The organism is Streptomyces actuosus (assembly GCF_016921115.1).
GTDB classification, from domain to species: domain Bacteria; phylum Actinomycetota; class Actinomycetes; order Streptomycetales; family Streptomycetaceae; genus Streptomyces; species Streptomyces actuosus_A.
Genome location: NZ_JAFFZS010000017.1, coordinates 145,454 through 157,580, shown reverse-complemented (window position 1 = coordinate 157,580; position 12,127 = coordinate 145,454). Strand labels below are relative to the sequence as shown.

10 protein-coding genes are annotated in these 12,127 nt (G+C 72.7%); 8 read left to right on the top strand and 2 right to left on the bottom strand.

Translation table 11 applies throughout. The features are described 5' to 3' along the window. Window positions 1-161 precede the first annotated feature (161 nt). The 5 genes from JS756_RS21720 to JS756_RS21700 all read left to right on the top strand — a co-directional run bounded on the left by JS756_RS21720 (window position 162) and on the right by JS756_RS21700 (window position 8,045). Window positions 162-1,415 carry a sensor histidine kinase gene (locus JS756_RS21720; RefSeq protein ID WP_205384817.1) on the top strand — a complete coding sequence of 418 codons (1,254 nt, stop codon included), beginning with the start codon at window positions 162-164 and terminating at the stop codon, window positions 1,413-1,415. Window positions 1,416-1,645: 230 nt separating this feature from the next. Further along, window positions 1,646-2,992 carry a sensor histidine kinase gene (locus JS756_RS21715; RefSeq protein WP_205384816.1) on the top strand — a complete coding sequence of 449 codons (1,347 nt, stop codon included), beginning with the start codon at window positions 1,646-1,648 and terminating at the stop codon, window positions 2,990-2,992. Window positions 2,993-3,555: 563 nt separating this feature from the next. Next, entirely contained in the window at window positions 3,556-4,215 is a 660-nt protein-coding gene (locus JS756_RS21710; RefSeq protein WP_307790880.1) for a LuxR C-terminal-related transcriptional regulator, read from the top strand. A gap of 814 nt (window positions 4,216-5,029) precedes the next feature. Continuing rightward, window positions 5,030-6,961 (top strand): 2-oxoacid:acceptor oxidoreductase subunit alpha, encoded by a 1,932-nt coding sequence (locus JS756_RS21705; RefSeq protein WP_205384815.1) that lies wholly within the window; start codon window positions 5,030-5,032, stop codon window positions 6,959-6,961. Beyond that, window positions 6,954-8,045, top strand: coding sequence for a 2-oxoacid:ferredoxin oxidoreductase subunit beta (locus JS756_RS21700; RefSeq protein ID WP_205384814.1), 1,092 nt, complete (start codon window positions 6,954-6,956; stop codon window positions 8,043-8,045). Before JS756_RS21705 ends, JS756_RS21700 begins: the two co-directional genes overlap by 8 nt. 108 nt (window positions 8,046-8,153) lie before the next feature. On the opposite strand, the gene JS756_RS21695 is transcribed toward JS756_RS21700, so the two are convergent. Beyond that, complete coding sequence (locus tag JS756_RS21695; RefSeq protein ID WP_205384813.1) at window positions 8,154-8,558, bottom strand: winged helix-turn-helix transcriptional regulator; 405 nt, start codon at window positions 8,556-8,558, stop codon at window positions 8,154-8,156. A gap of 99 nt (window positions 8,559-8,657) precedes the next feature. Here JS756_RS21695 and JS756_RS21690 point away from each other — a divergent pair, with 99 nt between their 5' ends. Both JS756_RS21690 and rarD read left to right on the top strand, forming a co-directional pair. Then, window positions 8,658-9,512, top strand: coding sequence for an SDR family oxidoreductase (locus tag JS756_RS21690; protein ID WP_205384812.1), 855 nt, complete (start codon window positions 8,658-8,660; stop codon window positions 9,510-9,512). A 167-nt stretch (window positions 9,513-9,679) separates the two neighbouring features. After that, window positions 9,680-10,702 carry an EamA family transporter RarD gene (gene rarD, locus JS756_RS21685; RefSeq protein WP_205384840.1) on the top strand — a complete coding sequence of 341 codons (1,023 nt, stop codon included), beginning with the start codon at window positions 9,680-9,682 and terminating at the stop codon, window positions 10,700-10,702. Between the two features lie 194 nt (window positions 10,703-10,896). Here rarD and JS756_RS21680 read toward each other — a convergent pair whose 3' ends face one another. Further along, window positions 10,897-11,595 (bottom strand): CGNR zinc finger domain-containing protein, encoded by a 699-nt coding sequence (locus tag JS756_RS21680; protein WP_205384811.1) that lies wholly within the window; start codon window positions 11,593-11,595, stop codon window positions 10,897-10,899. 21 nt (window positions 11,596-11,616) lie between these two features. Here JS756_RS21680 and JS756_RS21675 point away from each other — a divergent pair, with 21 nt between their 5' ends. Beyond that, a complete protein-coding gene (locus JS756_RS21675; protein WP_205384810.1) occupies window positions 11,617-12,081 on the top strand; it encodes a VOC family protein in 465 nt (154 codons plus the stop codon). The last annotated feature ends 46 nt before the right edge of the window (window positions 12,082-12,127 follow it).

Genomic DNA, 12,127 nt, shown 5'->3' with positions numbered 1-12,127 from the left:
GACGATCTGTACGCACGGGAGTCTAGGCCCTGATAAAGAGGCGGTAAGCAGCCCGTCACGGCTTGAGATGCCGGTTCGCGGCAAGGGTGGGGTTTTCCCCCGCCGGCGGAGGGCGGTCGACCTCATGGCGTGGCGCCGGAGCACACGGCACGCTGACCCCTATGACCGCAACCCCGCCGCGCCCACAGCACCCCCCGCGTGATCTGCCGCAGCCGCCGCGCCCGTCGTATCCGCCCCTCCCGGCGGACGGCGGCGAGGAGCGACTGCCGCCCGCGCGCTTCGCGTTCGACGTGCGGACGTGGAAGGAGATCGCGCATCTCCTGGCGAACCTGCCGATGGCGCTGGCGGGCTTCGTCTACGTGACGACGGTGCTGCTGGTCGGCGGTGCACTGACGATCACAGTGGTCGGTCTCCCGCTGCTGGCCCTCGCTCTGACGGGTACACGGCTGCTGGGCCGATTCGAGCGGGGCAGGGCACGGATCCTGCTCGGGGTGCGGATCGAGGAGCCGAGCCGACTGCCGCTGCGCCGGGCGGACGGGGCCCTGGGCCGCCTGTGGATGGCACTGAAGGACCCGGTGGCCTGGCGGACGGCACTGTACGACCTGATCCGGCTGCCGTGGGGCGTACTCACCTTCGTCATCGTCCTGACCTCGCTGTTCGTGCTGTGGCCGGTGCTGCCGTTCCTGGCGCGCGCGCTCAGCAACGTGGACCGGGCGATGGTGCGCGGGCTGCTGGCACCCTCGGACGAGTTGGAGCGCCGTATCGCCGAGCTGGAGTCCGACCGGGGTGTCGTGGTGGACACCGCCGCCGCCGATCTGCGCCGCATCGAGCGGGACCTGCACGACGGGGCGCAGGCCCGGCTGGTCAACCTGGCGATGGGGCTGGGCCTGGCCAAGGAGAAGCTGACGGAGGATCCCGACGCGGCGGCGGCGATGGTCGACGAGGCGCACGGCGAGGTGAAGCTGGCGCTGCAGGAACTGCGGGACCTGGCCCGGGGCATCCATCCGGCCGTGCTCACCGACCGCGGCCTGGACGCGGCGCTGTCCTCGGTCGCCTCCCGCTGCACGGTGCCGGTGAAGGTGACCGCGGACCTGCCGTCGCGGCCCGCCGCGGCCATCGAGGGCATCGCGTACTTCACCGTCTCGGAGCTGCTGCAGAACGTCAGCAAGCACAGCGGTGCGCGCTCGGCGTCGGTGGACGTGTGGCGGTCGGAGAACCGGTTGCTGATCCAGGTGTGGGACGACGGCCGCGGCGGTGCGTCGCTGGACGGCGGGACGGGGATGCGGGGCTTGGCGGAGCGGCTGGACGCCGTGGACGGTCTGTTCGTCGTCGACTCCCCCGCAGGCGGCCCGACGACCGTCACGGCGGAGCTGCCCTGGCGGGACCGGTCCCCCGACCGGGGCTCTCCTTCGTAGGAGGTGGGGAAAACCCCCCGTCCGGAACGCCGACGGACTCCATGGTCCGCCGCCCCCCGACACAGCAGGGTGGGAGGTACGGCAGACGGACCGCCCCGCGGCCGGACCGCGCGCCGGCCGCCCCGCACGACGGCGGACAGCGACACCGCACGACGGACGGCAGGACGGCAGGCGCGGGGACGACGGCGGGCCGGGCGACGGGCGCACGACGAGCAGAACGGACGACGGCGATGGCCATGGGGTACGGAGAGCGGCACCACCGGCAGGGATTCCAGGACGGCGGCGCCCGGCGGCACCGGCTGCCGGCCGCGCTGCGGGCGCCGTTCGAGGCACGAAGCCGGCGCGAGTTCGCGTACGTCATGCTGAACCTGCCGATGGGCGTCCTGCTGTTCACGTACGCGGTGACGATGGTCGCGCTCGGCGCGGGCCTGCTCGTGACCTTCCTCGGCGTTCCGGTGCTGGCGGCGGCGCTGGCCGGCTGCCGTGCTCTCGGGAGGGTCGAGCGGGCGCGGGCGCGCGGGCTGCTGGGGCTGGAGGTGGGCGAGCCGGAGCCGCTGCGGGTGCGTGGAACCGGCCCGATGGGCTGGACGGTCGCGGTCCTCAAGAGCGGCACGTCGTGGCGGCACCTGCTGTACGCGGTGCTGCACTTCCCGTGGGCGGTGTTCTCCTTCTCCGTCGCGGTCACCGTGTGGGCGTACGGCTGGGCGCTGCTGACGTACCCGCTGTGGTTCTGGCTCTTCCCGGTGTACGGCGGCCAGGGCGGCCTGCAGCTGTACGGCGACGAGCAGCACAGCGTCTACCTGGACAACCCGTTCGAGATCACGGTGACGGCGCTGGTGGGGCTGCTGTTCACGCTGGCGTCGCCGTGGATCGTGCGGGCGCTGACGACGGTGGACCGGTTGCTCGTGCACGGGTTGCTCGGGCCGTCTCGGCTGGCGTCGCGGGTGGTGGAGCTGGAGTCCGACCGGGGGGTCGTGGTGGACACGGCGGCCGCGGACCTGCGGCGCATCGAGCGGGACCTGCACGACGGGGCGCAGGCCCGGCTGGTCAACCTGGCGATGGACCTGGGGCTCGCCCGGGAGAAGCTGCGGGAGGACCCGCAGGCGGCGGCTCGGATGGTGGACGAGGCGCACGGCGAGGTGAAGACGGCGCTGCAGGAGCTGCGGGACCTGGCCCGGGGCATCCATCCGGCCGTGCTCACCGACCGCGGCCTGGACGCGGCGCTGTCCTCGGTCGCCTCCCGCTGCATCGTGCCGGTGCGCGTGGAGGTGGACCTGCCGTCGCGGCCGGCGCCGGCGATCGAGGGGATCGCGTACTTCACGGTGTCCGAGCTGCTGCAGAACATCAGCAAGCACAGCGGGGCCCGGTCGGCGTCGGTGGACGTGTGGCGGTCCGCGGACCGGCTGATGATCCAGGTGGCGGACGACGGGGTGGGCGGCGCGGACACCGCTCCGGCCGGCGGGTCCGGGCTGGCGGGGCTGGCGGAGCGGCTGGACGCGGTGGACGGGATCCTCCTGGTGGACTCGCCGGCGGGCGGGCCGACACGGGTGACGGCGGAGCTGCCGTGGCGGGGCTGACCGTGCCGCCGTACCGGGCGGGGCACGGCGCCCCGTGCCCCGCCCGGTGCCCGGTCCCGCCGGCCTGCCTCTCCCCACGCCCCCTCCGGACGGCCGGACGGCCGTCCCGGCACCGGGAGGCACCGACCCGCCCGGCCCACGGTCGCGGCCGCTCACCGGCCCACCCGGCCCCGCCGGCCTTCCCCTGGCCCCGCCTGCGGCTCTTCCTCGGACCTGCGTACGGCTCATCCCGTGGCCCCTGCCGGCCGCCCGTTCCGCGGCCTCCCCGCGCCCCGGGAGACCGGCAGATCGGCACACCGGACGACCGGGAGGAGACCGGGAGACCGGCCCGGGGACGCGCCGCCACCTGCTCGGCACCGAGTCCGGGAGGCCGGCCCGGCCGGTCGCCGCAGCCGGCTCCGGGGCGTCCGCGGGACGGCGGCCCGCCGGTCGGCGTCCCGCAGCGGACGCCCTGATCTCCTCAGGAACGCACCGCACGGCGACAGCCCGTTCCCGATGCTGGAATGCTGGAGGTGTTGCCGGACCGCGTGCGTACGGGGGAGCAGAGGATCGTGGAGAACAGGGTGCGGGTGGTCATCGCCGAGGACTCGGTGCTGCTGCGGGAGGGGCTGACCAGGTTGCTGTCGGATCTCGGGCACGACGTCGTGGCCGGTGTCGGGGACGGCGAGGCGCTGGTGAAGACGATCACCGAGCTGGACGCGGAGAACGCGCTGCCCGACGTGGTCGTCGCCGACGTGCGGATGCCGCCCACGCACACCGACGAGGGCGTCCGGGCCGCCGTGCAGCTGCGTCGGGCGCACCCCGGGCTCGGGGTGCTGGTGCTGTCGCAGTACGTGGAGGAGCGGTACGCCACCGAACTTCTGGCCGGTTCCAGCCGCGGTGTGGGCTATCTGCTCAAGGATCGGGTGGCCGAGGTGCGGGAGTTCGTGGACGCGGTCGTACGGGTGGCCGGGGGTGGGACGGCGCTCGACCCCGAGGTGGTCGCCCAGTTGCTCGGCCGCAGCCGGAAGCAGGACGTGCTGGCGGGGCTGACCCCGCGGGAGCGGGAGGTCCTGGGCCTGATGGCGGAGGGGCGGACGAACTCGGCGATCGCCCAGCAGTTGGTGGTGAGCGACGGGGCGGTCGAGAAGCACGTCAGCAACATCTTCCTCAAGCTCGGCCTGTCCCCGAGCCAGGGCGACCACCGGCGGGTCCTGGCAGTACTGACCTACCTCAACTCCTGAGGAACCCCGACCGGGCCCCGGGCACGGCCCCGCCGCACCCCGGCCGCCCGCCCGGGCGCAGGGACGCCGGGGTGTCCAGGTGTCCGGACGCCCGGGCGTCCGGGCGTCCGGATGTCCAGGTGAGGGCCGGGACGGTCACCGGGCACCCGGCGGCTGCGTCGTCCCGGCCGAGCACCGCCTCGGCACCGGCCCTGCACCGCCCGGACACCCCCACCCGACGAGCCCCGCCGACCCAACGGGCCCGCCCTCCCGACACGACACCACCCACAAAACGGGCCCCCACCCGCCCGACACGCCCCGGCCGCCCCGATCAGCCCCGACCGGCGCCCGTCGAAGCCGCTGCCCCGTCCGCTCCTGGCGGCACCTCGCCGAAACCGCAGCCCGCACGGTTCGCGTCCTCCCGAAGAGAGGTACATCACAGACCCTTCCGCGCAGAAGAGGGCACAACGATGCGCATACGGGCACATGGCCGCACACTCGGGCACTCGACGTCTCAGCAGGTCGGAGCGGCGCGCCGCGCCCGGACCCACCCGCGGGACGACGTGAGGAACAGGCCGTTCGGCCGTGCCCGGACCAGAACCGAACCGGAATCCGGAACCCGGCCGGCCGTGCCGGGGTCACGTACCGCCGACGCCGCGATCATGTCGTGCCGGTGTCCCGGGCGTGCCACCAAGCGGAGCCATGGCGCGCGGCCCTGTCGTGTCCGTGATGCGAAAGACCAAGGGAAGGCAGCCCTTAGAGACGTAGGGTTGATATTGGGAGGGCCTGTGGGAAGGCCCCTGCCCGACAGCCGCCTCGAGGGAGGTCCAGTTCAGTGACCAGTCAGGTCAGCAGTCCAGCGGAGCAGACCGACACCACCGTCGTAGGAGAGCAGCGGAAACCGGCCGGGACGAAGAACGTCCGCCGGCTGGACCGGGTGATCATCAGGTTCGCGGGGGACTCGGGCGACGGGATGCAGCTCACCGGCGACCGGTTCACCTCGGAGACGGCGTCCTTCGGCAACGACCTGTCGACCCTGCCGAACTTCCCCGCCGAGATCCGTGCGCCCGCGGGAACCCTGCCCGGCGTCTCCTCCTTCCAGCTGCATTTCGCCGACCACGACATCCTCACCCCGGGCGACGCGCCGAACGTGCTGGTCGCGATGAACCCTGCCGCCCTGAAGGCGAACGTGGGGGATCTGCCGCGGGGCGCGGAGATCATCGTCAACACGGACGAGTTCACCAAGCGGGCGATGCAGAAGGTCGGGTACGGCACTTCGCCCCTGGAGGACGGCTCCCTCGACGGCTACAGCCTGCACCCGGTGCCGCTGACCACACTGACGGTCGAGGCACTGAAGGAGTTCGATCTCACCCGCAAGGAGGCGGAGCGCAGCAAGAACATGTTCGCGCTCGGTCTGCTGTCGTGGATGTACAACCGGCCGACGGAGGGCACCGAGGCGTTCCTGAAGTCGAAGTTCGGCAAGAAGCCGGACATCGCCGCGGCGAACATCGCCGCGTTCCGGGCGGGCTGGAACTTCGGCGAGACGACGGAGGACTTCGCCGTCTCCTACGAGGTCGCCCCGGCCGCGACCGCGTTCCCGCCGGGCACCTACCGCAACATCTCCGGCAACCTCGCCCTGGCCTACGGCCTGATCGCCGCCTCCCGTCAGGCCGATCTGCCGCTGTTCCTGGGCTCCTATCCGATCACCCCGGCCTCGGACATCCTGCACGAGCTGAGCCGGCACAAGAACTTCGGCGTCCGCTCCTTCCAGGCCGAGGACGAGATCGCCGGTATCGGTGCCGCGCTGGGTGCCGCCTTCGGCGGATCGCTGGCGGTGACCACCACCTCCGGCCCGGGTGTGGCGCTGAAGGCCGAGACCATCGGGCTGGCCGTGTCCCTGGAGCTGCCGCTGCTGGTGGTGGACATCCAGCGCGGCGGGCCGTCCACCGGGCTGCCGACCAAGACCGAGCAGGCCGACCTGCTGCAGGCGATGTACGGCCGCAACGGTGAGGCGCCGGTCCCGGTGATCGCGCCGAAGACGCCCGCGGACTGCTTCGGCGCCGCGCTGGAGGCCGCCCGCATCGCCCTGGCCTACCGCACCCCGGTGATGCTGCTCTCCGACGGCTACCTGGCCAACGGCAGCGAACCGTGGCGGATCCCCGACCTGGACGAGCTGCCCGACCTGCGGGTGCAGTTCGCGCAGGGCCCGAACCACACCCTGGACGACGGCACCGAGGTGTTCTGGCCGTACAAGCGCGACCCGCAGACCCTCGCCCGGCCCTGGGCGGTCCCGGGCACGCCGGGGCTGGAGCACCGCATCGGCGGCATCGAGAAGGAGGACGGCACGGGCAACATCTCCTACGCCCCGGCCAACCACGACTTCATGGTGCGCACCCGCCAGGCCAAGATCGACGGCATCGACGTCCCGGATCTGGAGGTCGACGACCCGGAGGGCGCCGCCCGGGCCCTGGTGCTCGGCTGGGGCTCGACCTACGGGCCGATCACCGCGGCCGTCCGGCGGCTGCGCACGGCCGGCGAGTCGATCGCGCAGGCCCATCTGCGCCACCTCAACCCCTTCCCGCGCAACCTCGGCGACGTACTGAAGCGCTACGACAAGGTCGTGATCCCCGAGATGAACCTCGGGCAGCTCGCCACCCTGATCCGGGCCAGATACCTGGTCGACGCCCACTCGTACAACCAGGTCAACGGAATGCCGTTCAAGGCGGAACAGCTCGCCACGGCGCTGAAGGAGGCCATCGATGGCTGAGACGAACGGTGCGTCCAGGCAGGGCACGGGCACGGTCGAGGCGCTCTCGCTCGTGCCCAGGGCCGAGGCCAGACAGTCGATGAAGGACTTCAAGTCCGATCAGGAAGTGCGCTGGTGCCCCGGTTGCGGCGACTACGCGATCCTCGCTGCCGTGCAGGGCTTCATGCCCGAGCTGGGTGTGGCCCGGGAGAACATCGTGTTCGTCTCCGGCATCGGCTGCTCCTCCCGTTTCCCGTACTACATGAACACCTACGGGATGCACTCGATCCACGGCCGGGCCCCGGCCATCGCCACCGGGCTGGCGGCCAGTCGGCGCGACCTGTCGGTGTGGGTCGTCACCGGCGACGGCGACGCGCTGTCGATCGGCGGCAACCACCTCATCCACGCCCTGCGCCGCAACGTCAACCTCAAGATCCTGCTGTTCAACAACCGGATCTACGGCCTGACCAAGGGGCAGTACTCCCCCACCTCCGAGATCGGCAAGATCACCAAGTCGACGCCGATGGGGTCGCTGGACGCGCCCTTCAACCCGGTGTCACTGGCCCTCGGCGCGGAGGCCTCCTTCGTGGCCCGCACGATCGACTCCGACCGCAAGCACCTGACGGAGGTGCTGCGGCAGGCCGCCGCACACCCGGGCACGGCGCTGATCGAGATCTACCAGAACTGCAACATCTTCAACGACGGCGCCTTCGACACCTTGAAGGACAAGCAGCAGGCCGACGAGGCCGTGATCCGGCTGGAGCACGGTCGGCCGATCCGTTTCGGCGGTGAGGAGGGCTCCCGCGGCGTCGTCCGCGACCGGGCGACCGGCGACCTGAAGGTGGTCGACGTCACCGCGGAGAACGAGGCGGAGATCCTGGTCCACGACGCGCACGCCGCGTCCCCGACCACCGCCTTCGCGCTGTCCCGGCTCGCCGACCCCGACACCCTGCACCACACGCCGATCGGGGTGTTCCGCTCCGTGGACCGCCCGGTCTACGACACCCGGATGGCCGATCAGCTCGACACCGCGGTCGAGCAGAAGGGCAAGGGCGACCTGGCCGCTCTGCTCGCCGGCGGCGACACCTGGACGGTCGTCGGCTGAGCCGGCGTCCACGCACCGCACGACTGCGGCCCGGGCCACAGGGCCCGGGCCGCAGCCGCGGGGGGACACCGCGGCCGCGGACACCGCACCCGCGAGGTCGTCCCACCCTCACCCGCGAGGCCCGGGCCGCTGAGCCCGGGCCTCGTCGTATGCCCTGCGGGCCTCCTCGACCTCGGCCGTGCGCCGGTCCGTCCACAGGGCCAGCCCCCTCACCTGCTCGGCCGCCTCGCGCCCCAGGCCGGTGAGCGAGTAGTCGACCCGCGGAGGGATCACGGGCTTGGCGTCGCGGTGGACCAGGCCGTCGCGCTCCAGGGTCTGCAGGGTCTGGGTGAGCATCTTCTCGCTGACCCTGCCGACGGCCCGGCGCAACTCGCTGAACCGGTAGGAGCGCTCCAGCAGGCGCATCAGCACCAGGACACCCCAGCGGCTGGTGACGTGCTCCAGCACCTGGCGCGAGGGGCACATCCCGTCGCCGTCGGCCTTCCAGCCCGGCACTCCGGTACTTACTTCCATGCCAGTACCTTACTTCAAAGTGGGTACTTTCAAACAGTTAGCGCACTTCCTAGGGTTAGTTCCGAACGTCATCGAGACACCCCTAGGAGATCCCGCGCCATGAGCATCGTCATCACCGGAGCCACCGGAAAGCTCGGCCGTCACGTCGTGGAGCAGCTGCTGGAGAAGGTCCCCGCGGACCGGATCACCGCCGTCGTGCGCGACCGGGCCAGGGCCACCGACCTCGCCGAGCGCGGCGTACGGCTCGCCGTCGCCGACTACAACGCGCCCGAGACCTTCGACGGCCTCTTCGCCCCCGGCGACAAGGTGCTGCTGATCTCGGGCAACGAGTTCGACAAGGGCCGCCCGCAGCAGCACAAGGTCGTCGTCGACGCCGCTCGGGCTGCCGGCGTGGCCCTGCTCGCGTACACGAGCGCGCCGGGGACCCTGACCGCCGCGCTCGCCGACGACCACCGCGCCACCGAGGAGATCCTGGTGGGCTCCGGCGTGCCGTACACGCTGCTCCGCAACGGCTGGTACCACGAGAACTACACCGAGAACCTCACCCCCGTCCTGGAGCACCACGCCGTCGTCGGCGCGGCCGGCGAGGGGCGCGTCTCCTCCGCCTCGCGGGCCGACTACGCGGCCGCCGCCGTCGCCGTCCTGACCGGCGAGGGGCACGAGAACCGGACGTACGAGCTGGGCGGCGACACCGCCTGGGGCCTCGCCGAGTTCGCGGCGGAGCTGAGCCGCCAGACGGGCGAGGAGATCGCCTACACCCCGGTGTCCGTCGACACCTTCGCCGACATCCTCGCCGGAGCCGGACTGCCCGCCCCGCTCGCCGCGATGCTGGCAGCCGTGGACGCCTCCATCGAGAAGGGCGAACTGGTCGTCTCCACCGGGGACCTGTCCCGCCTGGCCGGCCGCCCGACCACGCCGCTCGGCGAGGCCGTCGCCGCCGCACTCAAGGGCTGACCCACCCCCTCTCCGCCTGTCATGACCGTATAGCGATACGTGCATGACAGGCGGGGGTGCTCGGCGCTACCTTCGTTCCGGCGGACGGACAGGGAGAGGGAGGGCCGGTGGGCGCATCCAAGGGCGAGCGGCACATAGGACTGCTGAACGGCTTCGCGGCCTACGGGATGTGGGGGCTCGTCCCCCTGTTCTGGCCTCTGCTGAAGCCCGCCGGCGCGGTGGAGATCCTCGCCCACCGGATGGTGTGGTCGCTGGTCGTCGTCGCGGTGGCGCTGGCCGTCGTACGGCGGTGGGCCTGGGCCGGTGAACTGCTGCGGCAACCGCGCCGACTGGGGCTCGTCGCGATCGCCGCGACCGTGATCACCGTCAACTGGGGCGTGTACATCTGGGCGGTGAACGCCGGGCACGTCGTCGAGGCCTCCCTCGGCTACTTCATCAACCCCCTGGTCACCATCGCCATGGGCGTACTGATCCTCAAGGAGCGACTGCGGCCGGTGCAGTGGGCGGCGGTCGGTGTGGCCGCCGGCGCGGTCACGGTCCTGACCGTCGCCTACGGCCGCCCGCCGTGGATCTCGCTCTGCCTCGCCTTCTCCTTCGCCACCTACGGCCTCGTGAAGAAGAAGGTCAACCTCGGTGGCGTGGAGTCACTCGCCGCGGAGACCGCGATCCAGTTCCTGCCCGCGCTCGCCTTCCTGCTGTGGCTCACCGCCCACGGCCACTCGACGTTCACGACCGGCGGCGCCGGCCACGCCGCCCTGCTCGCGTCGACCGGCGTCGTCACCGCGCTGCCGCTCGTCTGCTTCGGCGCGGCGGCGATCCGGGTGCCGCTCTCGACGCTGGGGCTCCTGCAGTATCTGGCGCCCGTCTTCCAGTTCCTGCTCGGCGTCCTCTACTTCGGCGAGGAGATGCCGCCCGAGCGCTGGGCCGGTTTCGCACTGGTGTGGCTGGCGCTGGTGCTCCTCACGGCCGACGCGTGGCGCGCCTCGCGCAGGGCCCGGATCAGGATCAGTGCCAAGAGCGGGAACGGTGCCGGGAGCGGGAACGGCGCCCGCGGCACCGCCGTGGCGGCCGGTGGCGGCGCGAGGACGGACACGGCCGTGACGGCCGGTGCCGCCGGCGCGGCACGCGTCGCGGAGGGCCTGCCTTCCGCGTCCGGCACGGACCCGCTGGACGCGGGCACCAGGCCGTAGCTCGGGCGGAGCGGCGGGGCCCTGCGTCGCCCTCGGCCACGGCCGGGGACACGACGCCTCGCTCCCGCCGCATCCCTGCAGCCAGTCCCCTCACCCCCGCCGCCCCCGTGGCACGCCGTCGCGGCCTCGTCCGGGCAGGTTCCCGGGCCGCCCGGCTCCGACCCGGCCCCGACCGCGCCCGGGTCGGTTCGGGGTCATCCCGCGCCCGGATCCCCCTCCCGTGCGGACGTGCGGGCCCGGTGAGCCCGCACCTTCGCGCGGTTGCCGCAGCGCTCCATCGAGCACCAGTGGCGGCGGCCGGGGCGGGAGGTGTCGACGAACAGCAGGTAGCAGTCGCGGGCCCCGCACTCGCGGACCCGGCCCGCGTGGGGCCCGCCGAACAGGTCCACCGCGTCGCGGGCGACGGTGGACAGCAGCTGGGCCCCCGTGGCACCGGGCGCCCAGACGCGCGCGCCGTCCGAGGTCAGCTGGGAGACGAGAGGCGGACCGGCAGCGACCGCGTTGACCTCCTCGACATGCTCGGGGCGCAGCGGACGGCCGTGGGCGCGGTCGGCGGCGAGCAGGAAGAGAGCGTCGCGGAACGCCCGAGCGCGCTCGACCTCGGCCGCTGTGACGGTCGGCCGCAGCCCGCCCGGCAGCCTGCTGCGGTCGGCCCAGGCGACCAGGTCGGCCGGCCCGTGCAGCACCTCGTGGCGGGCGAAGGCACCCGGACCGCCCGTGGTCAGCAACTCCAGGCAGAGCGCCCCGGGGTCGAAGCGGTACGGCTTGCCGTCGTGCGAGACCAGCGTCAGCCCGGTGTCCGCCGCGGCCTTTCCCGGAGCCGTCGCCGGCCGTAGCGGTTCCTGTGCCTCTTCCCCCGGCTCCTCCGGCGTTTCCGTTGCCCGCACACTCATGTAACCAATATAACTGGTTACATGATTCCGACACCCACGCCCCTGCACTGGAAGCTCGTGCTCGACGCCGCCGACCCTCACACCCAGGCCGACTTCTGGGCCGCCGCCCTGCACTACGAGGTGGAGGACAACAGTGCGCTCGTGGAGCGACTGCTGCAGCTCGGCGCGCTGCCCGGTGCGGCCACCGTCGAGTTCCACGGCCGCCCCGCCTTCCGGGACCTGATCGCGGTGCGCCACCCCGACGACCCCTTCGACGAGGACACCGGCACCGGGCTGGGCCGGCGGCTGCTGTTCCAGCGCGTACCGGAGCCGAAGACCGTCAAGAACCGGCTCCATCTCGACCTGCACGCCGGCCGGGAACGGCGCGACGCCGAGGTGGAGCGGTTGGAGGGGCTGGGCGCGAAGGTGCTGCGGCGGGTGCAGGAACCGTCGGGCGCGTGGGTGGTGATGTCCGATCCGGAGGGCAACGAGTTCTGCGTGCAGTGAGCGGCGGCACCCCGCCGGAACGCCGCCGCCCCATCGGAACACCGCC